General features: G+C 55.5%; 25 protein-coding genes. 11 read left to right on the top strand and 14 right to left on the bottom strand.

Annotation, left to right across the window (positions count from 1 at the left end; all coding sequences use genetic code 11):
• Nucleotides 1–3: 3 nt before the first annotated feature.
• The 8 genes from ACWWFX_RS05545 to ACWWFX_RS05580 form a co-directional block, all read right to left on the bottom strand.
• The gene (locus tag ACWWFX_RS05545; RefSeq protein WP_276219051.1) at nucleotides 4–327 is read right to left on the bottom strand and encodes a DUF3302 domain-containing protein; all 324 of its coding nucleotides are present in this window, start codon (nucleotides 325–327) and stop codon (nucleotides 4–6) included.
• A 155-nt stretch (nucleotides 328–482) separates the two neighbouring features.
• Nucleotides 483–2,021 (bottom strand): aldehyde dehydrogenase AldB, encoded by a 1,539-nt coding sequence (gene aldB, locus ACWWFX_RS05550; protein WP_473223379.1) that lies wholly within the window; start codon nucleotides 2,019–2,021, stop codon nucleotides 483–485.
• 94 nt (nucleotides 2,022–2,115) lie between these two features.
• Complete coding sequence (yiaY, locus tag ACWWFX_RS05555) at nucleotides 2,116–3,267, bottom strand: L-threonine dehydrogenase (RefSeq protein ID WP_473223380.1); 1,152 nt, start codon at nucleotides 3,265–3,267, stop codon at nucleotides 2,116–2,118.
• 166 nt (nucleotides 3,268–3,433) lie between these two features.
• Nucleotides 3,434–5,290, bottom strand: coding sequence for a selenocysteine-specific translation elongation factor (gene selB, locus ACWWFX_RS05560; RefSeq protein ID WP_473223381.1), 1,857 nt, complete (start codon nucleotides 5,288–5,290; stop codon nucleotides 3,434–3,436).
• The gene (selA, locus tag ACWWFX_RS05565; protein WP_473223382.1) at nucleotides 5,287–6,678 is read right to left on the bottom strand and encodes an L-seryl-tRNA(Sec) selenium transferase; all 1,392 of its coding nucleotides are present in this window, start codon (nucleotides 6,676–6,678) and stop codon (nucleotides 5,287–5,289) included. Before selA ends, selB begins: the two co-directional genes overlap by 4 nt.
• A gap of 105 nt (nucleotides 6,679–6,783) precedes the next feature.
• Nucleotides 6,784–7,392 (bottom strand): glutathione S-transferase, encoded by a 609-nt coding sequence (locus tag ACWWFX_RS05570; protein WP_276219060.1) that lies wholly within the window; start codon nucleotides 7,390–7,392, stop codon nucleotides 6,784–6,786.
• A gap of 68 nt (nucleotides 7,393–7,460) precedes the next feature.
• Nucleotides 7,461–8,597 carry an HlyD family secretion protein gene (locus ACWWFX_RS05575; protein WP_473223383.1) on the bottom strand — a complete coding sequence of 379 codons (1,137 nt, stop codon included), beginning with the start codon at nucleotides 8,595–8,597 and terminating at the stop codon, nucleotides 7,461–7,463.
• A gap of 5 nt (nucleotides 8,598–8,602) precedes the next feature.
• Nucleotides 8,603–8,932: a DUF3302 domain-containing protein gene (locus ACWWFX_RS05580; RefSeq protein ID WP_276219064.1), complete on the bottom strand. Its 330-nt coding sequence runs from the start codon at nucleotides 8,930–8,932 to the stop codon at nucleotides 8,603–8,605.
• A 536-nt stretch (nucleotides 8,933–9,468) separates the two neighbouring features.
• Between ACWWFX_RS05580 and mtlA the strand changes: the two genes are divergently transcribed.
• From mtlA to mtlR, 3 genes are all read left to right on the top strand, one after another.
• Nucleotides 9,469–11,376 carry a PTS mannitol transporter subunit IICBA gene (gene mtlA, locus ACWWFX_RS05585; protein ID WP_473223384.1) on the top strand — a complete coding sequence of 636 codons (1,908 nt, stop codon included), beginning with the start codon at nucleotides 9,469–9,471 and terminating at the stop codon, nucleotides 11,374–11,376.
• Nucleotides 11,377–11,471: 95 nt separating this feature from the next.
• Nucleotides 11,472–12,620, top strand: a complete 1,149-nt coding sequence (mtlD, locus tag ACWWFX_RS05590) for a mannitol-1-phosphate 5-dehydrogenase (RefSeq protein WP_473223385.1) — start codon at nucleotides 11,472–11,474, stop codon at nucleotides 12,618–12,620.
• Nucleotides 12,617–13,207, top strand: a complete 591-nt coding sequence (mtlR, locus tag ACWWFX_RS05595) for a mannitol operon repressor MtlR (protein ID WP_276219070.1) — start codon at nucleotides 12,617–12,619, stop codon at nucleotides 13,205–13,207. The genes mtlD and mtlR overlap by 4 nt, the downstream gene beginning before the upstream one ends.
• Nucleotides 13,208–13,212: 5 nt before the next feature.
• Here mtlR and ACWWFX_RS05600 read toward each other — a convergent pair whose 3' ends face one another.
• Nucleotides 13,213–13,428 carry a glycogen synthase gene (locus ACWWFX_RS05600; RefSeq protein ID WP_015962499.1) on the bottom strand — a complete coding sequence of 72 codons (216 nt, stop codon included), beginning with the start codon at nucleotides 13,426–13,428 and terminating at the stop codon, nucleotides 13,213–13,215.
• A gap of 272 nt (nucleotides 13,429–13,700) precedes the next feature.
• On the opposite strand from ACWWFX_RS05600, the gene ACWWFX_RS05605 reads away from it, so the two are divergent.
• From ACWWFX_RS05605 to trmL, 5 genes are all read left to right on the top strand, one after another.
• Nucleotides 13,701–14,063 (top strand): YibL family ribosome-associated protein, encoded by a 363-nt coding sequence (locus ACWWFX_RS05605; RefSeq protein WP_276219073.1) that lies wholly within the window; start codon nucleotides 13,701–13,703, stop codon nucleotides 14,061–14,063.
• A gap of 326 nt (nucleotides 14,064–14,389) precedes the next feature.
• The gene (gene lldP, locus ACWWFX_RS05610) at nucleotides 14,390–16,045 is read left to right on the top strand and encodes an L-lactate permease (RefSeq protein ID WP_276219075.1); all 1,656 of its coding nucleotides are present in this window, start codon (nucleotides 14,390–14,392) and stop codon (nucleotides 16,043–16,045) included.
• Nucleotides 16,042–16,818, top strand: a complete 777-nt coding sequence (gene lldR, locus ACWWFX_RS05615) for a transcriptional regulator LldR (protein WP_231825922.1) — start codon at nucleotides 16,042–16,044, stop codon at nucleotides 16,816–16,818. The genes lldP and lldR overlap by 4 nt, the downstream gene beginning before the upstream one ends.
• Nucleotides 16,815–18,005: a quinone-dependent L-lactate dehydrogenase gene (lldD, locus tag ACWWFX_RS05620; RefSeq protein ID WP_473223386.1), complete on the top strand. Its 1,191-nt coding sequence runs from the start codon at nucleotides 16,815–16,817 to the stop codon at nucleotides 18,003–18,005. The genes lldR and lldD overlap by 4 nt, the downstream gene beginning before the upstream one ends.
• A 141-nt stretch (nucleotides 18,006–18,146) precedes the next feature.
• Nucleotides 18,147–18,620, top strand: coding sequence for a tRNA (uridine(34)/cytosine(34)/5-carboxymethylaminomethyluridine(34)-2'-O)-methyltransferase TrmL (trmL, locus tag ACWWFX_RS05625; protein WP_473223387.1), 474 nt, complete (start codon nucleotides 18,147–18,149; stop codon nucleotides 18,618–18,620).
• Between the two features lies 1 nt (nucleotide 18,621).
• On the opposite strand, the gene cysE is transcribed toward trmL, so the two are convergent.
• The 5 genes from cysE to ACWWFX_RS05650 all read right to left on the bottom strand — a co-directional run bounded on the left by cysE (nucleotide 18,622) and on the right by ACWWFX_RS05650 (nucleotide 21,788).
• Nucleotides 18,622–19,443, bottom strand: a complete 822-nt coding sequence (gene cysE / locus ACWWFX_RS05630) for a serine O-acetyltransferase (protein ID WP_015962494.1) — start codon at nucleotides 19,441–19,443, stop codon at nucleotides 18,622–18,624.
• A gap of 79 nt (nucleotides 19,444–19,522) precedes the next feature.
• The gene (gene gpsA, locus ACWWFX_RS05635) at nucleotides 19,523–20,542 is read right to left on the bottom strand and encodes an NAD(P)H-dependent glycerol-3-phosphate dehydrogenase (RefSeq protein ID WP_149463687.1); all 1,020 of its coding nucleotides are present in this window, start codon (nucleotides 20,540–20,542) and stop codon (nucleotides 19,523–19,525) included.
• Nucleotides 20,542–21,009 (bottom strand): protein-export chaperone SecB, encoded by a 468-nt coding sequence (gene secB / locus ACWWFX_RS05640; protein WP_041686358.1) that lies wholly within the window; start codon nucleotides 21,007–21,009, stop codon nucleotides 20,542–20,544. The genes gpsA and secB overlap by 1 nt, the downstream gene beginning before the upstream one ends.
• 87 nt (nucleotides 21,010–21,096) lie before the next feature.
• Nucleotides 21,097–21,345 (bottom strand): glutaredoxin 3, encoded by a 249-nt coding sequence (gene grxC, locus ACWWFX_RS05645; RefSeq protein ID WP_015962491.1) that lies wholly within the window; start codon nucleotides 21,343–21,345, stop codon nucleotides 21,097–21,099.
• An 11-nt stretch (nucleotides 21,346–21,356) separates the two neighbouring features.
• A complete protein-coding gene (locus ACWWFX_RS05650) occupies nucleotides 21,357–21,788 on the bottom strand; it encodes a rhodanese-like domain-containing protein (protein WP_015962490.1) in 432 nt (143 codons plus the stop codon).
• 250 nt (nucleotides 21,789–22,038) lie between these two features.
• Between ACWWFX_RS05650 and gpmM the strand changes: the two genes are divergently transcribed.
• From gpmM to ACWWFX_RS05665, 3 genes are read left to right on the top strand one after another with little or no spacing between them, the layout of a single operon-like run.
• Nucleotides 22,039–23,586: a 2,3-bisphosphoglycerate-independent phosphoglycerate mutase gene (gpmM, locus tag ACWWFX_RS05655; RefSeq protein WP_276219087.1), complete on the top strand. Its 1,548-nt coding sequence runs from the start codon at nucleotides 22,039–22,041 to the stop codon at nucleotides 23,584–23,586.
• A 9-nt stretch (nucleotides 23,587–23,595) separates the two neighbouring features.
• A complete protein-coding gene (gene envC, locus ACWWFX_RS05660; protein ID WP_456146835.1) occupies nucleotides 23,596–24,867 on the top strand; it encodes a murein hydrolase activator EnvC in 1,272 nt (423 codons plus the stop codon).
• Between the two features lie 2 nt (nucleotides 24,868–24,869).
• Nucleotides 24,870–25,802 carry a divergent polysaccharide deacetylase family protein gene (locus ACWWFX_RS05665; protein WP_473223388.1) on the top strand — a complete coding sequence of 311 codons (933 nt, stop codon included), beginning with the start codon at nucleotides 24,870–24,872 and terminating at the stop codon, nucleotides 25,800–25,802.
• Nucleotides 25,803–25,852 lie beyond the last annotated feature (50 nt).

Here is a 25,852-nt window from a genome sequence, read left to right on the forward strand (position 1 = left end):
CTATTACTCCGCTGAGGAAGCCTTCGCCTCAGCCAGTTGTTTCTCCAGCCCAGCCACGCGCTCCTGAAGCTGGATAAGCGACGAATCAGGGGTTTGCATTCCCCAACCGCGTTCAGGACGGTATAACGTTGCCCAAATCCACAGGAAAGGCCAGATAACATGCAGCGTAAAAAGACTCACCCAGCCCGCAACATGAATGGCGTCAGCGTGGGGATGATTGCGTTTTTTAGCAATCAAATAGGGAATATCATGTAAGATGATAATCCCATAGAAAATTACCAGGAATACAAATATCAGCACTCCCAGTGCGAAATAATTAAGAAACATAAATCCTCAGAGATTAAAATAAATAATCGGGGGATGGGAAATAGTAGAGGAGTTATTAGATATCAGGCAAACATCTAATTTATATAATGCCATATGGGTTTTCATATACAACAGACCCGGCAGTGAAGTACCGCCGGGCCGTTAACGCAGGATAATCAGAACAGACCGAGCGGTTTGTCCGAGTAGCTTACCAGCAGGCATTTGGTTTGCTGATAATGCTCCAGCATCATCTTGTGGGTCTCGCGGCCAATGCCCGACTGCTTATAGCCGCCAAATGCCGCGTGCGCAGGATAGGCGTGATAGCAGTTGGTCCAGACGCGCCCGGCCTGAATACCGCGCCCCATTTTGTATGCCAGATTGCCGTTGCGGCTCCAGACGCCCGCGCCCAGGCCATACTGAGTATCGTTAGCCAGTGCCAGCGCTTCTTCGGTGGTTTTAAAGGTGGTGACCGCCAGCACCGGACCGAAGATCTCCTCCTGGAAAACACGCATGCTGTTCTGGCCAAACAGAATCGTCGGCTCCAGGTAATAGCCGTCGTGAAGCTCGCCGTCGAGGCGTTTGCGTCGCCCACCGGTCAGCACGTCCGCGCCCTCTTTCTTGCCGATGTCGATGTAGTTGAGGATGGTCTCCATCTGCCCGTGCGACACCTGCGCGCCCATCTGCGTCACGGCGTCCAGTGGGTTGCCGCTGCGGATGCTTTCCACCCGGCGAATCGCCCGCTCCATAAAGCGATCGTAGATCGATTCATGCACCAGCGCACGGCTTGGACAGGTACACACTTCACCCTGGTTGAACGCAAAGAGCGCAAAACCTTCCAGCGCTTTATCAAAGAACGCGTCCTCTTCATCCATCACATCGGCAAAGAAGATATTCGGCGATTTCCCGCCCAGCTCCAGCGTCACCGGAATGATGTTTTGGGTCGCGTATTGCATGATTTGCTGGCCGACTTCAGTCGAGCCGGTGAAGGCAACTTTCGCGATGCGTTTAGAGGTCGCCAGATATTCGCCAATTTCCCCACCCGCGCCGTTCACCACGTTGATGACGCCAGGCGGCAGTAAGTCACCGATGATTTCCATCAGCAGCAGCACCGAAAGCGGGGTCAATCGCGCCGGTTTTAGCACGATGCAGTTGCCTGCGGCCAGCGCCGGGGCCATTTTCCAGCTCGCCATCAGCAGCGGGAAATTCCATGGGATAATTTGCGCGACCACGCCCAATGGTTCATGGAAGTGATACGCCACGGTATCTTTATCCACTTCACTGATGCCGCCCTCTTGTGCACGGATGCACGAGGCAAAGTAGCGGAAATGGTCAATCGCCAGCGGCACATCGGCTGCGCTGGTTTCGCGGATCGGTTTACCGTTATCCCAGGTTTCCGCTGTCGCCAGCAGATCGAGGTTTTGCTCCATACGATCGGCAATTTTCAGCAAGATCCCCGCACGATCCTGCACGGACATCTGCGCCCATTTATCTTTGGCTTTATGCGCAGCATCTAATGCCAGGTCGATATCACGCTTGCCGGATGAGGCCACTTCACAAAGCAGCTGCCCGGTCACCGGCGTCAAATTCTGGTAATACTCGCCGTCGACGGGCGCAACCCAATCGCCGCCGATAAAGTTGTCATAGCGAGGTTTAAGCTTAAGGGGAAAACCGTATTCGCCCGGTTGAATGCGGGCTGAAGGGGGATTGTTAGTCATCGCCGTCTCTCCTTGCTGTTGTAGTCTTACAAGGGTAGACGCGGCTGGCGTTTTTTTCGCCAGCCGTTCATAGGTTTACGACAACGGTCACGAATTACATTGCGGCGCGGTAAATCGCCATAATTTCGTCGTGCGTCGCCTGAATCGGGTTAGTGAAACCGCAGGCATCTTTCAGGGCGTTGGTTGCCAGAACCGGGATATCTTCTTCTTTCACGTTCAGATCACGCAGGCCCGCCGGAATGTTGACTTCGCGCGCCAGTTTGCAGATAGCGTCGATGCAGGCTTTCGCGCCCTGTTCATCGCTCAGACCTGCAACGTTTACGTTCATTGCCTGTGCGCAGTCACGCAGACGCGCGGCGGCTACTTTGCTGTTGAATGCCTGCACGTGCGGCAGCAGGACGGCGTTGCAGACACCGTGCGGCAGGTCATAGAAACCACCCAGCTGGTGCGCCATCGCGTGAACATAGCCGAGAGACGCGTTGTTAAACGCCATTCCCGCCAGGAACTGCGCGTAAGCCATTGCTTCGCGTGCTTCCGCGTTCGCGCCATCCGCTACGGCAATGCTCAGGTTTTCGGCAATCATGGTGATCGCTTTCAGCGCGCAGGTGTCGGTAATTGGAGTAGCTGCGATAGACACATAGGCTTCGATAGCATGGGTCAGTGCATCCATCCCGGTGGCAGCGGTCAGCGATTTCGGCATGCCGGTCATCAGGGAGGAGTCATTCACGGACAGAATTGGCGTCACGTGTTTATCAACAATCGCCATTTTAATATGACGCGCCTCATCAGTGATGATGCAGAAGCGAGTCATTTCAGACGCGGTGCCTGCGGTGGTGTTAATGGCAATCATCGGCAGCTGTGGTTTAGCCGAACGGTCAACGCCTTCGTAATCGCTAATTTTGCCACCGTTGGAAGCCACCAGCGCAATACCTTTCGCGCAGTCGTGCGGAGAACCGCCGCCTAAAGAAATGACGCAGTCACAATTATTTTCCTGGAGAATTTTCAGGCCCGCGTTGACGTTCGCTGTGGTCGGGTTCGGCTGTACGCCATCATAAATCACGCTGAAAATATCGCGTGCGGCCAGCCCTTTTTGCACATCGCTCGCCATACCCAATTTATTCAGAATCGCATCCGTTACAATTAATGCGCGACGATAGCCGTAGTCGCGCATGGTATCCATTGCGCCATTTAATGAGTCAGCGCCAATAACATTCACTGAAGGAATATAAAAAGTGGATGCTGCCATGATCGTTCCTTAATTAATGAAAAATTGGCGGCAAGAGTACGGGATGGATAAAATAAAAAGTATGATCCATATTCTATTTTTGTAATTAAAAAATATTGGATGCGTTATTTCTGCACATCCAATATTAATCAATATAAAATTTGTATTAATTCATTTAATATTTAAATTAATCGTTACTTTTATTGTCCGGGAAAAGTAACGCATCGCGTAATAAATGGTCATTTCCCCGGCGGCGGGTAAATCCAATACGGTTAAAATATTCCAGAATCTGAATCGCCAGCTTACGCCCGACGTTGAGTTTATCGCGGAAATCTGCGGCACAGGTTGAGCCCTTTTCCTGATCCAGTTCGCGGATCATACTCGCGAAGGTGACGATACGATCGTTACGGTAATAACGATCTTTGACGATCGCCGTAATCATGCCCTGCTGCGCGGCCTGGCGAAGCACCGCGCGCATCAGTTGCTCATCGGTTCCGGTTTGCTGCGCTAAATCGCGCACCCACCAGGGTTCATCAGCAAACAACGGTGCCGCTTTTTGCCATACCGCATCCTGTTCGTCGGTAAACCCGGCTTTGTGATCCGGCAGATGCAACCAACCGTGATGACTGGCCACGACACCGCTTTCACGCATCTGCTCAATCAGCGTCAGCACCAGCGCTTCATCTTCCATCGGCAGCGCGATACGACGCAGGCGTTCACGGCCTGGCCCCGGTTCATCTTTATGCTGCTCGTGGTAGGTCGCCAGCGCATCCAGCAGTTTACACTGCCAGCGCGCGGCGAGCGGCGCATCCAGCAGCGCGTTGCCTGCCAGAATATAGCCCGGCCGGGAAATCAGCTGTTGCAAACCCTGCTCGCTCAGCTGGCGAGCCCAGGCGAAATCACTGAGCTGTACCGCATCGCGTTGCAGATGGATGGAGAGCGCCTGCGCATCGTTTTCAGCGGTAGCCAGTTCGGCAATCCACGCCAGATATTCGGCTTTACGCTTTCCGCGACGCGGTGAATTGAGCGTCACCACGCGCGCGCCGGCAAGAGTAAGACGTGCTGAAATATCGCGTAGCACCAGGCGGTCGTTGTCCGCCAGATACAGCGGCGTGTCCAGCACCAGCTCGGCCAGATTGTTCTCCAGCAGCGAGACGCGCCCGGTAATGTGGCTGGCGGCATGGTGAATATGCAGCGGCTGCCATTGGGTTAGCGGCACGTGGTTATGCAGCGCGACAATGACCCGCTCGACGGGCGCGGGCGGTTGCTGCGATAGCAGCCAGTCACCGCGATTCAATTCTTCTTTCTGCGCATCGCCGACGATATTCAGCGCAATACGCTGCCCACCGTGCGCCTGTTCGGTCGCCTGGTTTTGCGCGTGGATACCACGCACGCGCATCGGTTTATCGACGCCCGTCAACCACAGCGTGTCTCCCACTTTTACATCGCCGGAAAGCGCAGTACCGGTGACCACCAGCCCGGCGCCTTTCACGGTAAATGCGCGGTCGATCGCCAGACGAAAACGCTGATTCTCCGGATTCACACGCTCCGGAAGTTGCAGCAGATGCGCGCGTAATTCATCGATACCCCGCCCCTGCGTGGCAGCGGTTTCAAACAGCGTGGCGTCTTCAAAACCGTATTCACGCAGTACAGCGTCTATCTCGTGACGCACCTCCGCCACGCGCGCCGCATCGACGCGATCGGTTTTAGTCAGCGCCACCGTCAGCGTCGGTTTGCCGGTCAGTTGCAGAATCGCCAGATGTTCGCGCGTTTGCGCCATCACACCATCGTCACAGGCCACCACCAACAGAGCATGATCGATCCCCCCCACGCCCGCCAGCATGTTAGAGAGAAATTTCTCGTGCCCTGGCACATCGATAAACCCGAGCACCCGTCCATCGGGCTGCGGCCAGTAGGCGTAGCCCAGGTCGATGGTCATCCCGCGTGATTTCTCTTCCGGCAGGCGGTCGGCATTAACGCCGGTAATCGCCTGAAGCAGCGTGGTTTTGCCGTGGTCAACGTGCCCGGCGGTGGCAATAATCATTTCAGCAACATCTCCAGAAAACGTGATTCATCCTCAAGACAGCGCAGGTCGAGCCATAATCGCCCGTCGTAAATGCGCCCGATAACCGGCACCGGCAGGCTGCGCCAGCGGTTAGCCAGTGCGTCAAGGCGACTACCTCGCCCGTCTTTAGGGGTAAAGGTGATGGCGGCACTCGGCAGGCGATCGACGGGCAAGGAGCCACTGCCGATTTGTGAGGCACATTCCATCACCGTAACAGAAAATTCGTCACCGTAGCGCTGCGTCAGCGAGGCACACAAGCGTTCAGCCTGCGCGCGGATTTCATCCGCGCGGCGGTTAAGCAAACGCAGCGTCGGCAGGTCAGCGGCCAGGCGTTCAGGATGCAGATAAAGGCGCAGCGTCGCCTCCAGCGCTGCCAGCGTCATTTTATCGGCACGCAGCGCGCGCTTGAGCGGATGCTGCTGTAGCTGAGCGATCATCGCTTTCTTGCCGACGATAATCCCCGCCTGCGGGCCACCCAGCAGTTTGTCGCCGGAAAAACTCACCAGGCTGACGCCTGCGGCGATCATCTCCTGCGGCATCGGCTCTTTCGGCAGGCCGTACTGGCTTAAATCGACCAGCGAGCCGCTGCCTAAATCGGCCACTACCGGGATATCCAGCTCGCGGCCAATCTCGGCCAGCTCGGCTTCTTCTACGGTTTTGGTGAAACCTTCAATGCTGTAGTTGCTGGTGTGCACCTTCATCAGCAGGCCCGTATTGTCATTCACCGCCTGACGATAATCTTCAGCGTGGGTGCGGTTGGTTGTTCCGACTTCATGCAGCTCGCATCCCGCCTGACGCATCACGTCCGGGATGCGAAACGCGCCGCCAATTTCCACCAGCTCGCCGCGCGAGACGACAACCTCTTTGCCGCTCGCCGTTGCCGCCAGCATCAGCAGGACGGCGGCAGCGTTATTGTTAACAATGCAGGCATCTTCCGCGCCGGTCAGGCGGCAAAGTAAATCCGCCAGCGCGCGATCGCGATGGCCGCGCCCGGCACCGTCGAGGTCATATTCCAGCGTCACCGGGTCGCGCATCACCTGCGTCACCGCCGCAATGGCGGCTTCCGCCTGCTGGGCTCGCCCAAGATTCGTATGCAGCACCGTACCGGTCAGGTTAATGACCGGGCGGATGGCGCTTTGTGTATCCGTGGTAAAACGACGCGCGACTTCCCCGGCCCAGTCGTCACTCCAGCCCGGAAGCGCGCCGGTATCGCGGATAGCCAGGCGGGCCTCCTCCTGAAGCTGGCGGATCTGTTCCACCACCTGCGAATGACCGTGGTTTTCCAGAAGGGAAGCAAAGGCAGCATCGCGCAGTAAGCGGTCGGTCGCAGGAAGCTGGCTGTAGAGTGAGCGAGTATCGGTAGTCATGAGTTGGCCTGACGGTTAACGATTTTCCCCCCTCCCGACGGGAGAGGGAGTCCATAGTGAGGAGGGATTGTACAGCGTACGACCATGAAGTGTTATAGCGCGTAATCAAGCCTTTGGCGGTTCTGTGCGGGCAAAACTCTCGCGCTGGAACAACGTTTCCACCAGTTTGACCAGATTGGGGCGGTCAACGCACCAGCCCGGCGCGATGCGGCGAAAGTTGAGATAGCTAATGGCACAGGCGATGGCGATCGTCGCCAGGTTTAACGTATCGGTACTGAACGTGCCCTCTTTGAGATGGGTTTCAAGCGCATCAAGGCTGCGGCTGATTTTCTCGCGCTGGCGCAAACATTCTGCTTCCGATTGTTGTGCAGGCGGGCGGGCCAGTTCACGCACCGCCACCAGCCCGGCGTCCATAATGCCGTCGGCGAGCGCTTCCAGCTGACGCACTTTCAGACGCGCCAGCGGGTCAGACGGCAGCATCTGCGGCTCGACGTTCAGCAGTTCGATGTACTCGGCAATAATCGGTGAATCAAACCAACATTCACCGTCGTCGGTCATCAATGCCGGGACCTTGCCCAGCGGATTGTACTGCGCCACGCCATTTTCCAGGTTATAGGGCAGTTCATTGATAAATTCGAATGAAATGCCCTTTTCCAGCAATAAGATAGAGATTTTACGTACGAAAGGGCTGGTATAGCTGCCGATGAGTTTCATGCCATGTCCTTTTTGCCAACGAAAAAAAGAAGTATGGCTCAGCTGTGGCTAAAAAGATGCTTTTACCCTCAATGATCAAGGTAAAGATAATGCATCCAGCTCGTCATTCGCAGCAGTACCTTACGCATAATCGACAGGTGCTCAAAATGGTCAGAATAGACCGCGACCTGCGCATAAATACCATCCGGCAGCGAGTCCACCTCTTCACTCGGTTGAAGTTCAATCAGGGCCATCACGCCGTCGGTGCCGGGGACAATCGTCAGCGCCTGCAATGTGCCCTGAGCCTGATAAGAACCGCCGGGCACAACGGGCAAAATGCTGGTGAGCTTGCCGCTGAAAATCTGCCCCGGTAGCGCATTAAACACCACTTCAGCTTCATCGCCAGGTTTTAGGCGCAGCAGTGAGTTCTGGCGGAACTGGGCCACAATCTGGCGTTTTTGTTCCGGCACGAACACCATTACCGGGCGCAGCGGTAGCGCGGCGGCATAGGTGCCGGGGCGAATCAGTACCTGCGTAGCAAAACCGTCGCTGGGTGCGCGGATAATGGTCTGATCGAGGTTAAATTTGGCTTCCGTAAGCTGCGCGCGCAGGCTGGCAACCTGAGACTGGTCGCCGTTCACTACGCTATCCAGTTGGCTTTTAATTTGCGATTGATCGGCAATAGATGCTTTCACCAGCGCGTCCTGCGCCAGATAGTTTTGCCGCGCGTTATCGATATCGCTTTCCGAAAATGGATTCACCCGCGCCTTACTGCCCTGCAAATAGCGCTGATAATCTTTATACAGGCGGTCGCGTTCTGCCGAGACGCGCGTGGTATTTGCCAACGCTTCATCCAGCTGCGCCTTCAGCACTTGGGTATTATGGACGGCAGTGACTAAATCGGCCTCCAGCCGGTCAACGCGGGCCTGGTAGCGTGTCGGGTCAATCTTAAACAACACCTCACCCTTTTTAATCAGCTGGTTTTGTTTATTCGTCACCTCACTCACCACACCGGTCACCTGTGGAGTGATCGGAATAGAGATAACCGCCTTCTGTGCCTGAAAGGTATAGGGGTGGTTATAGTTCATCCCTAATATCAGCGCACCGACAATAAATACCCCACCTAATACGGCGGTGGGCACCGTCCATTTATTTACCGGGATCCTGAATATCTTAAAAATCGCCCATGCCAGGGCGACGTAGGTCAATATAATAAGCAGATCCATGATGGCTATTCCCCTGAAGGCGTTTGCATTTTTTTCAGTTGTTTTTCAAGCTCTTCAACGCGTTGTCGCAGCGCATCCTCGCCTTCAGACGCAGGAGGATGCTGCATCCCCCAGCCGCGATCGGGGCGATAAAGCGTCGCCCAAATCCACAGGAACGGCCAGAGAACATGTAATGTAAAAAGACTTACCCAGCCTGCAACGTGAATCGCATCGGCGTGGGGATGATTGCGTGCCTTCGCAATCATGTAGGGAATATCGTGAATAATAATAATGCCGTAAAAGATAACCAGGAAAACGAAGATCAGAATGCCAAGCGCAAAGTAATTCAGGAACATAGCCGTAACCTCGAATTCACGCTGTCGATAGTGAGCCCGCTATACGAAATAGCACGTAGCGGGCGTCTACTTTGAACATAATCGGCATTTCATCGTTCTGCCATACTCCTCATTCATTATTCTTTTTAGTGTGATGTTACTCAGTTACAGAGGGCGCTCATCACAGCGGCAGAACTTGCCACGGATCACATCTTGTTTTGGCGACCTGAAAATATCTTGTGAACTCAATCACAAAAAACAAACAAACCATCAAGAGTAAAATGTGATTAACATCACATTTACATGTGTTCTGCGATGCTTTTTCCTGCTGTGTTGTTTTTTTACACAGTGGTTTTGTGATGGTGATCACTCAAAATCATCAGGTATCTCCTATATTTGTGTGATCTAAGTCACATGAAGACCCGCTATCTGGACAGCTTAACGATTCAGTGCCAGATTTCGCATCATCAACCAGGGTTCGGCTACTACCTCTGCCGCCAATTAACAATAAACTTCAGGTGATCCACCTGCGGGCAAACAGAAACAAGGGGTGTTTTATGTCATCCGATATCAAGATCAAGGTGCAAAGCTTTGGTCGCTTCCTCAGCAACATGGTGATGCCAAATATCGGCGCGTTTATCGCGTGGGGTATCATCACCGCGTTATTTATTCCAACAGGGTGGTTGCCGAACGAAACGCTGGCGAAGCTGGTTGGCCCGATGATCACCTACCTGCTGCCGCTGCTCATCGGTTATACCGGTGGTAAGCTGATTGGCGGCGAACGTGGCGGCGTGGTCGGTGCGATTACCACCATGGGCGTTATCGTCGGTGCAGATATGCCGATGTTCCTGGGTTCCATGATTGCAGGCCCGCTGGGCGGCTGGGCAATCAAAAAATTCGACGTTTGGGTAGACGGTAAAATCAAATCCGGTTTTGAGATGCTGGTGAATAACTTCTCCGCTGGCATCATTGGTATGATCCTCGCCATTCTGGCCTTTATGGGCATCGGCCCGGCGGTTGAAGTCCTGTCCAAGCTGCTGGCAGCTGGCGTTAACTTCATGGTTGTACACGACATGCTGCCGCTGGCATCTGTCTTTGTAGAACCGGCGAAGATCCTGTTCCTGAACAATGCGATTAACCACGGTATCTTCTCGCCGCTGGGTATTCAGCAGTCTCATGACCTCGGCAAATCTATCTTCTTCCTGATTGAAGCCAACCCGGGCCCGGGTATGGGCGTTCTGCTGGCGTACATGTTCTTCGGTCGCGGCAGTGCTAAACAGTCTGCGGGCGGCGCGGCAATCATCCACTTCCTGGGTGGTATTCACGAAATTTACTTCCCGTATGTGCTGATGAACCCACGTCTGATCCTGGCGGTCATTCTGGGTGGTATGACTGGCGTGTTCACCCTGACGCTGCTGAACGGCGGTCTGGTATCTCCGGCTTCCCCTGGCTCCATCCTGGCCGTACTGGCGATGACGCCAAAAGGCGCGTACTTCGCCAACATCGCGGCTATCGTTGCGGCAATGGCGGTCTCCTTCATCGTTTCTGCCATCCTGCTGAAAACCAGCAAAGTGAAAGAAGAAGATGACATCGAAGCGGCAACCCGTCGTATGAATGACATGAAAGCTGAATCCAAAGGCGGTACCCCGCTGGCGGCTGGCGACGTCACCAACGACCTGAGCCACGTGCGTAAAATCATCGTAGCCTGCGACGCCGGTATGGGTTCCAGCGCAATGGGTGCGGGCGTACTGCGTAAGAAAGTACAGGATGCAGGCCTGAGCAACATCTCGGTCACCAACTGCGCGATTAACAACCTGCCGCCGGATGTTGACCTGGTCATCACCCACCGCGACCTGACCGAACGTGCCATGCGTCAGGTACCGCAGGCGCAGCATATTTCGCTGACCAACTTCCTCGACAGCGGCCTGTATACCAACCTGACCGAGCGTCTGGTTGCCGCACAGCGCCACACTGACAACGAAGTGAAGGTGAAAGACAGCCTGAAAGACAGCTTTGATGATTCCAGTGCCAACCTGTTTAAACTGGGCGCAGAGAACATCTTCCTGGGCCGCAAAGCCGCCACCAAAGAAGAAGCTATTCTCTTTGCCGGTGAGCAACTGGTGAAAGGTGGTTACGTTGAGCCTGAGTATGTACAGGCGATGCTGGACCGTGAAAAACTGACGCCAACTTATCTGGGCGAGTCCATCGCGGTACCGCACGGCACTATCGAAGCAAAAGACCGCGTGCTGAAAACCGGTATCGTGTTCTGTCAGTATCCGGAAGGCGTGCGCTTCGGCGAAGACGAGGACGACATTGCCCGTCTGGTGATTGGTATCGCTGCGCGTAACAACGAGCACATCCAGGTGATTACCGGCCTGACCAACGCGCTGGATGACGAATCCGTTATCGAACGTCTGGCCAGCACCACCAGCGTGGAAGAAGTTCTGGCGCTGTTGCAGAAGTAAGACACTATTCCCTCTCCCATTGGGAGAGGGTTAGGGTGAGGGAAAAGTCTCACCCCAGCCCTCTCGGGTCGAAAACATTAATGAAGGTTAATACTATGAAAGCATTACATTTTGGCGCAGGTAATATCGGACGTGGCTTTATCGGCAAACTGCTGGCCGACGCGGGCATTACATTGACGTTCGCCGATGTAAACCAGGTCGTTCTGGATGCCCTGAATGCCCGTCATAGCTATCAGGTTCACGTCGTGGGTGAAAATGAGCAGGTTGATACCGTTTCTGGCGTTAACGCGGTCAGCAGCATTGGTGACGACGTCGTCGAGCTGATTGCCCAGGTTGACCTGGTGACCACCGCCGTGGGCCCGGTTGTACTTGAACGGATTGCACCGGCTATCGCCAAAGGTCTCGCGAAACGCAAAGCGCAGGGCGTAAATACCCCGCTGAACATTATTGCCTGCGAAAACATGGTGCGCGGCACCAGCCAGCTGAAAGGCCACGTGATGGCCGCCGTTGCCGAAGACGAAAAAGCCTGGGTGGAAGCGAACGTCGGTTTCGTCGATTCCGCCGTTGACCGTATCGTGCCACCGTCCGCTTCTGCAACCAATGACCCGCTGGAAGTGACCGTTGAAACCTTCAGCGAGTGGATCGTCGATAAAACCCAGTTCAAAGGCACGCTGCCGAACATTCCAGGCATGGAATTAACCGATAACCTGATGGCATTTGTCGAACGTAAACTCTTCACGCTGAACACAGGTCATGCTATAACCGCCTACCTCGGCAAAATGACCGGGCATCAAACTATCCGCGACGCGATCCTCGATGAGAAAATCCGCGCGGTGGTAAAAGGCGCGATGGAAGAAAGCGGCGCGGTGCTGATCAAACGCTACGGTTTTGATGCGCAGAAACATGCGGCATACATTCAGAAAATCCTCGGTCGTTTTGAAAACCCGTATCTGAAAGATGACGTTGAGCGCGTGGGCCGTCAGCCGCTGCGTAAACTGAGCGCGGGCGACCGTCTGATTAAACCGCTACTGGGCACGCTGGAATACGGTTTGCCGCACGTTAACCTGGTGAAAGGTATCGCCGCTGCGATGCATTTTCGCAGTGAAGAAGATCCACAGGCGCAGGAACTGGCCGCGCTGATTGATGAAAAAGGCCCGCAGGCCGCGCTGGCGCAGATCTCTGGTCTGGACGCGAACAGCGACGTGGTGAAAGCCGCCGTCGCCCTCTATAACGCCAGCAAATGATGCAAGACCCGGCGCAGGTTATCCTGCGCCTGAACAGTAGATTGTCAGATATGCAGGCAATAATGGAAGAAACACAGGCTTTTGAAAACCGTGTGCTTGAGCGTCTGAATGCTGGCAAAACCGTCAGAAGTTTCCTGATTGCCGCCGTTGAGTTGCTGACCGAGGCGGTCAATATTCTGGTGCTTCAGGTGTTCCGCAAAGACGATTACGCGGTGAAATACGCCGTCGAACCGTTGCTTGACGGCAGCGGCCCGCTGGGCGACCTTTCGGTCCGGCTCAAGCTTATCTATGGGCTGGGCGTAATCAGTCGCCCGGAGTATGAAGATGCGGAATTGCTGATGGCGCTGCGTGAAGAACTAAATCATGATGGCAGCGAATATGCCTTCACCGATGACGAGATTCTCGGGCCGCTGGGTGAACTGCACTGCGTCTCTGCCCTTCCGCCAGCGCCGCTCTTTGACGATAGCGATGCCGACCTGCTGGCAATGCAAAAACAGCGTTATCAACAGGTCGTTCGCTCAACGATGGTACTTTCTCTGACCGAGCTGATTTCCCGAATCAGCTTGAAAAAAGCCTTCCAGAAATAACGCCCTCAAACTTCATTCGCCTGGTTTTCGACCGGCTGATAAAGTTTGCGGTAGTGCTCTAATCGCTCCAGAAACATCGCCGCTTTCTCTTCCGGGATCTCTTCCGGCACGTGACTCAGGCGAGGCGATTTCTTCAGGTACTCCATAAATGCCTGACTGGACGCCATAAAATCTACGGCTTTGTCGATGACAAGTGGTACGTTTTCGCCAAGTTTGCCCATAACGTAGTCCTCCTCATGATTCCTGCCTTCAGAATGGACAATTTAGGGCGGTGCGTTTGGGGAAAATGTGCGATTCCATGTGACGACGTGTCAAAAAAGAGATCTGCTTAACCATTTTCCATAAAATGCTATTAATTCATAGCATTACTAATAGTGCGCAGGTAAATAAGTGCAGACCTAATCAGACTATTTTGTATAATTCGCTATCGGTTACGATCGCTGTCGCGCATACTATGCGCTATTACGTCATTTTTTTATCAGATATACGCAAAATGAAAGAAATCGAAAAAAACGAAATCAAACGCCTGAGCGACCGTCTGGACGCTATCCGTCACCAGCAGGCTGAACTGTCGCTGGTTGAAAACGCCGAGAAGTACGCCGAGCTGGAAAGCGAGAAAGAGAAGCTGGAAGTGGAAATCGCGCGTCTGCGTGAAGTTCATACCCAGAAGCTCAGCAAAGAAGCCCAAAAACTCACCAAAATGGCGTTCAGCCGTCCAATCACCAAGAAAGAACAGGCTGATATGGGCAAGCTGAAGAAAAGCGTGCGCGGACTGGTGGTGGTTCACCCAATGACCGCGTTAGGCCGTGAGATGGGCCTCGAGGTGATGACCGGTTACGCGAAGACTGAGTTCTGATCGATACAGATAGCGCCCGGTAGCATTTCGCTTACCGGGCCTGGCTGATATGGCATTCCCGTAGATTGAATCAGCGGAATGCCATCCGGCAATTCTTTTCTCCCTACCCAATTGGCCCAACCAATTCCTCTCTTTCCTTCCAGTGGTTCACAATTTCGCTATTTATTCATACAATACCGTTGCTAGAACATAACAATTAGTTAACCATTCATTGTCATTATCCCTACACCATCATATTGGAAGGGCCACTTTTACATAACATGTGACGCCGAGATGAGCACAGACTCACCGCAAAGCAGGTTATGGGCCCCCAGGAGACCTGCACAATGAGCCTCTGGCAACAAAACTATGACCCGGCCAATAACATCTGGCTGTCGAGCCTGATCGCATCGCTACCGATCCTCTTTTTCTTCTTTGCGCTGATTAAGCTCAAGCTGAAAGGCTACGTCGCCGCCAGCTGGACCGTCGCTATCGCGCTCGCCGTCGCTCTGCTGTTCTACAAAATGCCGGTGGATAACGCCCTGGCATCGGTAGTGTATGGCTTTTTCTACGGCCTGTGGCCAATTGCCTGGATCATCATCGCCGCCGTTTTCGTCTACAAAATTTCGGTGAAAACCGGGCAGTTCGACATCATCCGATCATCAATACTGTCGATTACGCCCGACCAGCGTTTGCAGATGCTGATCGTCGGCTTCTCCTTCGGCGCCTTTTTGGAAGGGGCCGCGGGCTTTGGCGCACCGGTGGCGATTACCGCAGCGCTGTTGGTCGGTTTAGGCTTCAACCCGCTGTATGCCGCGGGCCTGTGCCTGATCGTCAACACCGCACCCGTGGCCTTTGGCGCGATGGGGATTCCGATTCTGGTCGCCGGGCAGGTCACCGGTCTGGATAGCTTTGAGATTGGCCAGATGGTTGGCCGCCAGCTGCCGTTCCTGACCATTATCGTGCTGTTCTGGATCATGGCGATTATGGACGGCTGGCGCGGTGTCAAAGAAACCTGGCCTGCGGTAATGGTCGCAGGTGGTTCATTCGCCATTGCCCAGTATCTGAGCTCTAACTTTATTGGCCCGGAGCTGCCGGACATTATCTCTTCGCTGGTTTCTCTGGTGTGCCTGACGCTGTTCCTGAAACGCTGGCAGCCGGTACGTATTTTCCGCTTTGGCGATATGGGCGCATCGCAGGTCGATCAGACGCTGGCGCGTACCAACTACACTGCCGGGCAGATTGTTCGCGCCTGGTCGCCGTTCCTGTTCCTGACCGCCACCGTTACGCTGTGGAGTATTCCGCCGTTTAAAGCGCTGTTCGCGCCGGGCGGTGCGATGTATGAGTTTGTGATTAATATTCCGGTTCCGTTCCTCGACAAACTGGTGGCCCGTATGCCGCCTGTTGTGAGCGAAGCCACGGCCTACGCGGCGGTCTATAAGTTCGACTGGCTGTCGGCTACAGGTACCGCCATTCTGTTTGCGGCGCTGCTCTCTATCGTCTGGCTGCGCATGAAGCCGAAAGACGCTATCAGCACTTTCGGTACCACGCTGAAAGAACTGGCGCTGCCGATTTACTCTATCGGGATGGTGCTGGCGTTCGCGTTTATCTCGAACTACTCCGGCCTCTCTTCAACGCTGGCACTGGCATTAGCGCATACCGGTCATGCGTTTACCTTCTTCTCGCCATTCCTTGGCTGGCTGGGCGTATTCCTGACCGGTTCAGATACCTCATCAAACGCGCTGTTTGCCGCATTGCAGGCCACCGCCGCGCAGCAGATTGGCGTCTCTGACGTGCTGCTGGTTGCCGCCAATACCACCGGCGGCGTCACCGGCAAGATGATTTCACCGCAGTCCATCGCCATTGCCTGTGCGGCGGTAGGTCTGGTCGGCAAAGAGTCTGATCTGTTCCGCTTTACCGTGAAACACAGCCTGATATTCACCTGCATGGTGGGCGTAATTACTACGCTTCAGGCCTATGTCTTAACCTGGATGATCCCATGATAGTGATGCCCAGACGCCTGTCCGACGAGATTGCTTCTCGCGTGCGGGCGCTGATTGAAGAACAACAGCTGGAAGCGGGCATGAAATTGCCCGCCGAACGCCAGCTGGCAGCCCAGCTCGGCGTGTCGCGCAATTCTCTGCGCGAAGCGCTGGCAACGCTGGTCAGTGAAGGCGTGCTGCTCAGCCGTCGCGGCGGCGGCACGTTTGTGCGCTGGCCACATGAAGCGTGGTCAGAGCAAAACATCGTTCAGCCGCTGAAAACGCTGCTGGCCGATGACCCGGATTACAGCTTCGATATTCTGGAAGCGCGCCACGCCATTGAGGGCAGCACTGCCTGGCACGCCGCCATGCGTGCAACGGATGCCGATAAAGAGAAAATCGCCCTTTGCTTTGAAGCGACGCTCAGTGAAGACCCGGACCTCGCCTCGCAGGCCGACGTCCGTTTTCATCTGGCGATTGCCGAAGCCTCGCACAACGTCGTGCTGCTGCAAACCATGCGCGGATTCTTCGATTTGCTGCAATCCTCAGTCAAACAGAGCCGTCAGCGCATGTATCTGGTGCCGCCGGTCTTTGCCCGCCTGACCGAACAACATCAGGCCATTCTTGATGCCATTGTGGCCGGTGACGCCGAAGGCGCACGCCAGGCGATGATGGCCCATTTAGGTTTCGTTCACACCACCATTAAACGTTTTGATGAAGATCTGGCTCGCCAGGCACGCATCACCCGCCTGCCCGACGACCACGCTGAAAATTCCAGGGAGAAAAAAGCATGATTATTTCAGCCGCGAGTGACTACCGTGCCGCCGCCGAGCGCATTCTGCCGCCGTTCCTGTTCCACTACATCGACGGCGGCGCGTATGCGGAATATACCCTGCGCCGCAACGTGGAAGATTTATCTCAGGTTGCCCTGCGCCAGCGCGTGCTGAAGAACATGGCCGACCTCAGCCTGGAAACCACGCTGTTTAAGGAAAAACTCTCCATGCCGGTCGCCCTTGCGCCGGTGGGCCTGTGCGGCATGTACGCACGTCGCGGCGAAGTACAGGCTGCGGCAGCTGCCGATGCTCACGGTATTCCGTTTACGCTCTCTACCGTGTCCGTTTGCCCCATTGAAGAGGTCGCGCCAACCATCAAGCGCCCAATGTGGTTCCAGCTGTACGTGCTGCGCGACCGGGGTTTTATGCGTAACGCGCTGGAACGCGCAAAGGCGGCGGGTTGCTCCACGCTGGTGTTTACGGTTGATATGCCGACGCCGGGCGCGCGTTACCGCGATGCCCACTCGGGCATGAGCGGCCCGAATGCCGCGATGCGTCGCTACTGGCAGGCGGTAACCCATCCGCAATGGGCATGGGATGTCGGCCTGAACGGGCGTCCGCACGATCTGGGTAACATCTCCGCCTACCTCGGCAAACCAACCGGGCTGGAGGATTACATCGGCTGGCTGGCGAATAACTTCGATCCGTCGATTTCGTGGAAAGACCTGGAATGGATCCGTGAATTCTGGGATGGCCCGATGGTGATCAAAGGGATCCTCGATCCGGAAGATGCGCGCGATGCGGTACGCTTTGGCGCGGACGGGATTGTGGTCTCCAACCACGGTGGCCGCCAGCTGGATGGCGTGCTTTCTTCTGCCCGCGCGCTGCCAGCGATTGCCGATGCCGTAAAAGGCGATATCGCGATTCTGGCGGATAGCGGCATTCGTAATGGGCTGGACGTGGTGCGTATGATTGCGCTGGGCGCAGATACCGTACTGCTGGGCCGCGCCTATCTTTATGCGCTGGCAACGGCGGGCCAGGCGGGCGTGGCGAATCTGCTGAGCCTGATTGAAAAAGAGATGAAGGTGGCGATGACGCTGACGGGTGCGAAAACGATTAGTGAAATCAGCCGCGATTCCCTGGTGCAGGAGTTGGGTAAAACCTTGCCTGCGGCGCTGGCGCCACTGGCGAAGGGGAATGCGGCGTAGGCCCCTCACCCCGGCCCTCTCCCACAGGGAGAGGGAGAAAACCCTCACCCTGCACTATCTGTCCCCTCTCCCTCAGGGAGAGGGTTAGGGTGAGGGTGACGTTATTTTCTGCTATGCTGCCCCCGCACTTAAGGGGGCAGCATGCTTAACATCGTTTTATTCGAACCAGAAATCCCGCCAAATACCGGCAATATCATCCGCCTTTGCGCCAATACCGGCTTTCGTCTGCATATCATCGAACCGATGGGTTTTACCTGGGACGATAAGCGTCTGCGCCGCGCGGGGCTGGATTATCACGAATTTACCGCCGTCACGCGTTATCAAAACTACGACGTGTTTTTTGAGGCAGAGAAACCCCAGCGACTGTTTGCTCTGACCACCAAAGGCACGCCTGCACACAGTGCGGTAAGCTATCAGGATGGCGACTATCTGATGTTTGGCCCGGAAACGCGCGGCCTGCCAGCGTCTATTCTGGATGCCCTGCCGCCGGAACAAAAAATTCGGATTCCCATGATGCCGGACAGTCGCAGCATGAACCTGTCAAATGCGGTGTCGGTGGTGGTGTATGAAGCGTGGCGCCAACTGGGATATCCGGGCGCCATTTTACGAGGTTAAATTAAATCCCGTCGCCATACTCAAACGTATGGTGAATGCCGTTGAAGTGCTGGTCCATATCCATCGACGGCTTATCGCTGTCTGGCTTACCGACAATACGTGCCGGTACGCCTGCGGCGGTCGTGTGCGGTGGCACAGGTTGCAGAACCACAGAGCCTGCGCCAATTTTCGCGCCGCGCCCGACTTCAATATTGCCGAGGATTTTCGCGCCCGCGCCAATCATCACGCCTTCGCGGATTTTCGGATGACGATCGCCGCTGGTTTTCCCGGTACCGCCCAGGGTGACCGATTGCAGAATCGAGACGTCGTTCTCAATCACCGCCGTTTCACCCACGACGATCCCGGTGGCGTGGTCGAGCATGATACCACGGCCGATTTTCGCGGCCGGGTGGATATCGACCTGGAACGTCACAGAGACCTGATTTTGCAGGAAAATCGCCAAAGCGCGACGCCCCTGCAACCACAGCCAGTGGCCGATACGGTAGGCCTGCAACGCATGAAAACCTTTCAGATAAAGCAGCGGCGTCGAGTATTTATCTACCGCCGGGTCGCGCGTACGCACCGCCTGAATATCACAGGCCGCAGAGGCGATCATTTCCGGGTCAGCCGCGTAGGCTTCTTCAACCACTTCGCGAATGGCGATAGCAGGCATAATCGGCGACGCCAGTTTATTGGCTAACATGTAGCTGAGGGCGCTGCCGAGATTTTCATGCTTGAGTAGCGTCGCGTGATAAAAGCTGGCCAGCATCGGCTCACAATCGGCCAGTGCCCGGGCTTCAGCTTTAATGTTGTTCCAGACAATCTCCAGTTCTTCACACGACATTGCATACTCCAGACGATGATGAATGACCGGCCAGTTCTGTGCCAGCCGGGTCATTTGAGGTGACAAAGGTTTCCTGTATTTACTTGCCGCTGCGTTCGTCCTTGCGAGCACGACCTAATAACGTCAATGCTGCCTCGCGCGCGCTTTTTCCGCAATATAATACCTGATAAATTTCCTCGGTTATTGGCATTTCGACACCCACACGGTGCGCCAATTCGCGAACTTCTTTGGTATTACGGTAACCTTCGACCACCTGGCCGATTTTATCCTGCGCATCCTGAACGTCTGCACCCTGGCCGAGCGCCATGCCGAAACGTCGGTTACGCGACTGGTTGTCAGTACAGGTCAGCACCAGATCGCCCAGCCCCGCCATCCCCATAAAGGTGACCGGATCGGCGCCCAGTGCCGCCCCCAGACGTGACATTTCGGTCAGGCCACGGGTGATCAGCGCCGTACGGGCATTTGCGCCAAAACCGATACCGTCGGAGATACCCGCGCCAATGGCAATGACGTTCTTCACCGCGCCGCCCAGCTGCACGCCGATAAAATCAGGGTTGCTGTAAACGCGGAAGCTTTTGCCGCAGTGCAGCAGTTGCTGTAAATCGTCGGCAAAGACCGGGTCGGTTGATGCCAGGGAGATCGCGGTCGGCAAGCCTGCCGCCAGCTCTTTGGCAAACGTCGGCCCGGAGATAACCGCCAGCGGGATATCATCGCCAAGGGCTTCTCGCGCCACATCCTGCAACAGACGCCCCGTTTCCGCTTCCAGCCCTTTCGTCGCCCACACCACGCGCGCATCGCTGCGCATCAGCGGTTTCATCTGGCGCAGCACCAGGCCGAAGACGTGACTCGGCACCACCACCAGCACATTGCGGCTGGCGGCCAGCGCCGTCGCGAGATCGCTTTCGAGGTGCAGAGAATCCGGGAAGGGAACATCGGGAAGAAACGCCACGTTGCAGCGGTCACGCTGTAAGGTCGCGATATGTTCAGGATCGTGGCCCCAGAGTACGACCTGGTGGCCGTTTCTTGCCAGTGTGATGGCAAGAGCGGTGCCGTACGAGCCGGCACCGATCACAGTCATTGAAGCATTAAGTGCGTTCATCAGGCATCCTGATGTTGTTCTGCACCTTCGCCGGACTGCTGCTGCAAATAGTTCATGAACAGCGCATCAAAGTTAACCGGCGCAAGGTTCAGCTGCGGGAAAGTCCCACGGGAAACCAGGCTGGTGATGCATTCACGCGCATACGGGAACAGGATGTTCGGGCAGTATGCACCCAGGCAGTGCGCCATCTGAGTACCTTCGATACCTTCGATGGAGAAAATACCGCCCTGCTGAACTTCACACAGGAAGCCCGTTTCTTCGCCCAGCGTCGCCGTTACGGTGACACGCAGCACCACTTCAAACACGCCTTCCGCCAGTTGGTTGGAAGCCGTATCAAGATCAAGTTTAACCTCTGGTTGCCAATCTTTCTGGAAAACGTGCGGCGCATTTGGCGCTTCGAAAGATACGTCCTTGGTGTAGATACGCTGGATCTGGAAATTCATTTCAGTATTGTTTTGCTCAGACATGTGTAAAAACCCTTTCGTGTTGTCCTTAAAATACGCGTTATTCTTCAGGCCGATACGTGTCGGCGTGACGCTCACGCAAATGCGTTATCACAGCAGGGGATCAAGTCCACCACGTGCATCAAGCGCATACAAGTCATCACAGCCGCCAATGTGCTGTGCATCAATAAAAATCTGCGGAACCGTCGTGCGGCCACTGCGCTTAATCATCTCTTCGCGTTTTTCCGCGTCGCCATCGATCGGCAGCTCCTGGAAGGTCACGCCTTTGCTGCTCAGCAATGCTTTTGCGCGATGGCAGAACGGGCAGGTCGCTTTGGTATAGATTTCGATAGTAGCCATGACAATTATCCTTACTTACCGCGAACTAAAGGAAGATTTTCGCCGCTCCAGCCTGCAATGCCTTCTTTCAGCACATAAACCTGCTCAAAGCCCGCTTTGAGCAGCGCGTTTGCTGATTCCTGAGCCTGCATGCCAGAAGCATCGGTGACGATCACCGGCTTATTCTTGTGCTTGTCTAACTCACCCACGTTGTTGGCTTTCACTTCCGCCGGCAGCAGGTTGATAGAGCCTGCGATGTGGCCTTTACGGAAATCATCGCGCTGACGCAGGTCGACAACCACCGCGTCTTCTTTGTTGATAAGACGTGTAGCTTCACCACGGGTAATCACTTTAACTTTAGACGCCAGGCCTTTGAAGGTGGTGAACAGAACGGCCACCAGTAAGGCGATCCATGCGATGCTCAGCACAGGGTGACGGCTAACAAATTGCATAATTTCTTGCATGGGGGGTAACGACTCCCGACTTAATGATTAAAAAACCAGGGAAGGAGTATACCTGTGCAGTGGAGCAAATACAGCCAGGCCGCGCGATGTAATGCATTTTCTGCGGCGTACTCCGGAAAAAATGCCACAAAAGCGCCCTTTCATTGCTTAATCCTTCCTCTTTTTTTGATCTTCAGTGGCTGTTTGATCGATTCAGCTGTAGTAAAATTACGCAAAATTTTTTATCTCCTTCGAGCATGAGGTTGTCGCAATGTCGGTTTCTAAAAAACCTATGGTACTGGTAATCCTTGATGGCTACGGCTATCGCGAAGAAAGCCAGGATAACGCTATCTTCAGCGCAAAAACCCCTGTCATGGACGCCCTGTGGGCCAAACGTCCTCACACCCTGATCGACGCATCCGGTCTGGAAGTTGGCCTGCCGGATCGCCAGATGGGCAACTCCGAAGTCGGTCACGTTAACCTGGGCGCAGGCCGTATCGTGTATCAGGACCTGACCCGTCTCGACGTGGAAATTAAAGAACGCACCTTCTTCGCTAACCCGGTTCTGTGCGGCGCAGTCGATAAAGCCGCGAAAGCAGGCAAAGCCGTGCACATCATGGGGCTGCTCTCTGCGGGCGGCGTTCACAGCCACGAAGATCACATCCTGGCGATGGTTGAACTGGCCGCTGAACGCGGTGCGGAAAAAATCTATCTGCACGCTTTCCTGGATGGCCGCGATACGCCGCCGCGCAGCGCTGAAGGTTCACTGAAAAAATTTGAAGACAAATTTGCGGCGCTGGGCAAAGGCCGCGTGGCGTCCATCATTGGCCGTTACTACGCCATGGACCGCGACAACCGTTGGGATCGCGTTGAACAAGCTTACAACCTGATGACCCAGGCCAAAGGCGAGTTCCAGTTCGACACCGCAGTAGAAGGCCTGCAGGCTGCCTACGCGCGTGATGAAAACGATGAATTCGTGAAAGCGACCGTTATCCGTGCCGCAGGCCAGGCCGATGCCGCAATGGAAGACGGCGATGCGCTGATTTTCATGAACTTCCGTGCTGACCGTGCGCGTGAAATCACCCGCGCCTTCGTAAACGCTGATTTCGACGGTTTCAAACGTCAGAAAGAAGTGAAACTGGGCGACTTCATCCAGCTGACCGAATACGCTGCCGACATCAAAGCACCGTGCGCTTACCCGCCGGCGTCTCTGGCAAATACCTTCGGCGAGTGGATGGCGAAAAACGACAAAACCCAGCTGCGCATCTCCGAAACCGAGAAATACGCACACGTCACCTTCTTCTTTAACGGCGGTGTAGAAGAACCGTTCAAAGGTGAAGACCGCATTCTGATCAACTCGCCGAAAGTGGCGACCTACGATCTGCAGCCGGAAATGAGCTCCGAAGAGCTGACCGAAAAACTGGTCGCGGCAATCAAGAGCGGTAAATACGACACCATCATCTGTAACTACCCGAACGGCGACATGGTCGGCCACACCGGCGTGATGGATGCGGCAATCAAAGCCGTTGAAGCACTGGATAATTGTGTGGATCAGGTCACCAAAGCGGTTGAATCCGTTGGCGGCCAGCTGCTGATCACCGCAGACCACGGTAACGCTGAACAGATGCGTGACCCGTCTACCGGTCAGGCACACACCGCGCACACCAACCTGCCGGTTCCGCTGATCTACGTTGGCGAGAAAAATCTGAAAGCTGTCGATGGCGGCAAGCTTTCCGATATCGCGCCGACCATGCTGACGCTGATGGGCATGGAAATCCCGCAAGAGATGACTGGTAAGCCGCTGTTCATCGTGGAATAATCCCTCCCCATGAGGGGAAAGGCGATTTTTGTACTTAAAGGGGCCGTGGTTACGCTGCGGTCCACGTTATACGCCAGCGCACTCAGCGCTGGCGTATTGCTGTGCGCGTCATCTGCCCACGCCGACGATCGCACACAGCTGCAATCTATTCAGGCCGATATTGCCGCTAAAGAGCGCGCAGTACGCCAGCAACAACAGCAACGTTCCTCTCTGCTCGCCCAGTTGAAAGCGCAGGATCAGGCCATCGCCGCCGCCGCGCGTCAGCTTCGCGAAACGCAAGCTACGCTGACGCAGCTCAATAAGCAAATCGACGAAATGAACGCCTCGATTGCGAAGCTGGAAGCGCAGCGCGCCACGCAGGAGCGCAATCTTGCCGCTCAGCTCGATGCCGCGTTCCGCCAGGGTGAACACACCGGTATTCAGCTCATTCTCAGCGGCGAAGAGAGCCAGCGCGGCCAGCGCTTACAGGCTTACTTCGGCTACCTCAACCAGGCGCGCCAGGAGACCATCGCCGAGCTGAAACAGACGCGCGAGCAGGTCACCGCGCAGAAAGCCGAGCTGGAAGAGAAACAAAGCCAACAGCAAACCCTGCTGTATGAACAAAAAGCGCAGCAGGCGAAGCTTGAGCAGGCGCGCAGCGAACGACAGAAAACCATCGCCGGGCTGGAGTCTTCCATCCAGCAGGGCCAGCAGCAGTTAAGCGAACTGCGTGCGAACGAATCCCGTCTGCGTAACAGCATCGCCCGCGCGGCGGCGGCTGCCAAAGCGCGCGCCGAACGTGAAGCCCGTGAAGCCGATGCGGTTCGCGACCGTCAGAAAGAAGCCACCAGCAAAGGCAAAACCTACAAACCTACCGAAAGCGAACGCTCGCTGATGTCGCGTACCGGTGGCCTCGGCGCACCGCGCGGTCAGGCCTACTGGCCGGTTCGCGGCTCTACGCTGCACCGCTATGGCGAACAGTTGCAGGGTGAGCTTCGCTGGAAAGGGATGGTCATTAGCGCCTCGGAAGGTACTGAGGTTAAAGCCATCGCCGATGGCCGCGTGATCCTCGCCGACTGGTTGCAGGGCTACGGTTTGGTCGTGGTGGTTGAGCACGGGAAAGGCGATATGAGTCTTTACGGCTATAATCAGAGTGCGCTGGTCAGCGTAGGTACGCAGGTTCGCGCCGGACAGCCGATTGCGCTGGTTGGTAACAGCGGAGGTCAGGGCCGACCGTCGCTCTATTTCGAAATTCGCCGCCAGGGTCAGGCGGTCAATCCACTACCGTGGTTGGGAAGATAAGTTTGCTTCAATTTCGCAGGATCCTTCTTCTTGGCGCCCTCACCTTAGCGGCGCCAGTCTTTGCGGGGAAGCTGGCGATTGTCATTGATGATTTTGGCTATCGTCCGCACAACGAAAATCAGGTGCTGGCGATGCCGTCAGCCGTCTCCGTCGCCGTTCTCCCCAATGCGCCGTATGCCCATGAAATGGCCACCAAAGCGCATAACAGCGGGCATGAAGTGCTCATTCATCTGCCGATGGCGCCGCTCAGCAAGCAGCCGCTGGAAAGAGACACGCTGCGCCCGGAAATGAGCAGTGATGAAATCGAACGCATCATTCGCGAAGCGGTAAACAAAGTGCCGTATGCCGTGGGATTGAATAACCATATGGGCAGCGCGATGACCTCGAGCCTGTTCGGCATGCAGAAAGTGATGCAGGCGCTGAGCCGCTATAACCTTTATTTCCTCGATAGCATGACCATTGGCAACAGCCAGGCGATGCGCGCCGCCAGCGGCACGGGCGTGAAGGTAATTAAACGCAAAGTGTTCCTCGACGATACGCAGAACGAAGCCGATATTCGTCGTCAGTTTAACCGGGCGGTAGAAGTGGCACGCCGTAATGGTTCGGCGATTGCGATTGGTCACCCGCATCCGTCGACCGTACGTGTATTGCAGCAGATGCTGCCCACATTGCCGTCGGATATCACCCTGGTACGCCCGAGCGATCTGCTTAACGAACCACAGGTGGACACCTCCACGCCAAATCTGACGCCACCGAAAGGCACAACGCCAGACGCACCGCGCAATCCGTTCCGCGGCGTGAAGCTGTGTAAAACGAAGAAAGCGCCGGAACCGGTTTATGCCACCCAGTTCTTTACCGTGATGGCGGACAGCATCAGCAACAGTACCGTGATGCAGTACCTGCGGCTACAGTGGCAGGGTTGGGATAAGCCGTAACCTGCGAAATGCCCGGTGGCGCTGCGCTTACCGGGCCTAATGATCTCGCT

The organism is Pseudocitrobacter sp. 2023LY-00077, assembly GCF_055796175.1.

What these genes read in the sequence shown, in the direction of transcription:
- selB (WP_473223381.1), bottom strand. Translation starts at nt 5,290, where the DNA reads ATGATTATTGCCACCGCCGGGCACGTTGACCACGGCAAAACCACGCTG.
- mtlA (WP_473223384.1), top strand. Translation starts at nt 9,469, where the DNA reads ATGTCATCCGATATCAAGATCAAGGTGCAAAGCTTTGGTCGCTTCCTC.
- yiaY (WP_473223380.1), bottom strand. Translation starts at nt 3,267, where the DNA reads ATGGCAGCATCCACTTTTTATATTCCTTCAGTGAATGTTATTGGCGCT.
- selA (WP_473223382.1), bottom strand. Translation starts at nt 6,678, where the DNA reads ATGACTACCGATACTCGCTCACTCTACAGCCAGCTTCCTGCGACCGAC.
- lldR (WP_231825922.1), top strand. Translation starts at nt 16,042, where the DNA reads ATGATAGTGATGCCCAGACGCCTGTCCGACGAGATTGCTTCTCGCGTG.
- envC (WP_456146835.1), top strand. Translation starts at nt 23,596, where the DNA reads ATGAGGGGAAAGGCGATTTTTGTACTTAAAGGGGCCGTGGTTACGCTG.
- lldD (WP_473223386.1), top strand. Translation starts at nt 16,815, where the DNA reads ATGATTATTTCAGCCGCGAGTGACTACCGTGCCGCCGCCGAGCGCATT.
- ACWWFX_RS05580 (WP_276219064.1), bottom strand. Translation starts at nt 8,932, where the DNA reads ATGTTCCTGAATTACTTTGCGCTTGGCATTCTGATCTTCGTTTTCCTG.
- ACWWFX_RS05605 (WP_276219073.1), top strand. Translation starts at nt 13,701, where the DNA reads ATGAAAGAAATCGAAAAAAACGAAATCAAACGCCTGAGCGACCGTCTG.
- mtlR (WP_276219070.1), top strand. Translation starts at nt 12,617, where the DNA reads ATGATGCAAGACCCGGCGCAGGTTATCCTGCGCCTGAACAGTAGATTG.
- ACWWFX_RS05575 (WP_473223383.1), bottom strand. Translation starts at nt 8,597, where the DNA reads ATGGATCTGCTTATTATATTGACCTACGTCGCCCTGGCATGGGCGATT.
- secB (WP_041686358.1), bottom strand. Translation starts at nt 21,009, where the DNA reads ATGTCTGAGCAAAACAATACTGAAATGAATTTCCAGATCCAGCGTATC.
- trmL (WP_473223387.1), top strand. Translation starts at nt 18,147, where the DNA reads ATGCTTAACATCGTTTTATTCGAACCAGAAATCCCGCCAAATACCGGC.
- aldB (WP_473223379.1), bottom strand. Translation starts at nt 2,021, where the DNA reads ATGACTAACAATCCCCCTTCAGCCCGCATTCAACCGGGCGAATACGGT.
- grxC (WP_015962491.1), bottom strand. Translation starts at nt 21,345, where the DNA reads ATGGCTACTATCGAAATCTATACCAAAGCGACCTGCCCGTTCTGCCAT.
- ACWWFX_RS05545 (WP_276219051.1), bottom strand. Translation starts at nt 327, where the DNA reads ATGTTTCTTAATTATTTCGCACTGGGAGTGCTGATATTTGTATTCCTG.
- gpmM (WP_276219087.1), top strand. Translation starts at nt 22,039, where the DNA reads ATGTCGGTTTCTAAAAAACCTATGGTACTGGTAATCCTTGATGGCTAC.
- ACWWFX_RS05600 (WP_015962499.1), bottom strand. Translation starts at nt 13,428, where the DNA reads ATGGGCAAACTTGGCGAAAACGTACCACTTGTCATCGACAAAGCCGTA.
- mtlD (WP_473223385.1), top strand. Translation starts at nt 11,472, where the DNA reads ATGAAAGCATTACATTTTGGCGCAGGTAATATCGGACGTGGCTTTATC.
- gpsA (WP_149463687.1), bottom strand. Translation starts at nt 20,542, where the DNA reads ATGAACGCACTTAATGCTTCAATGACTGTGATCGGTGCCGGCTCGTAC.
- lldP (WP_276219075.1), top strand. Translation starts at nt 14,390, where the DNA reads ATGAGCCTCTGGCAACAAAACTATGACCCGGCCAATAACATCTGGCTG.
- ACWWFX_RS05650 (WP_015962490.1), bottom strand. Translation starts at nt 21,788, where the DNA reads ATGCAAGAAATTATGCAATTTGTTAGCCGTCACCCTGTGCTGAGCATC.
- ACWWFX_RS05570 (WP_276219060.1), bottom strand. Translation starts at nt 7,392, where the DNA reads ATGAAACTCATCGGCAGCTATACCAGCCCTTTCGTACGTAAAATCTCT.
- cysE (WP_015962494.1), bottom strand. Translation starts at nt 19,443, where the DNA reads ATGTCGTGTGAAGAACTGGAGATTGTCTGGAACAACATTAAAGCTGAA.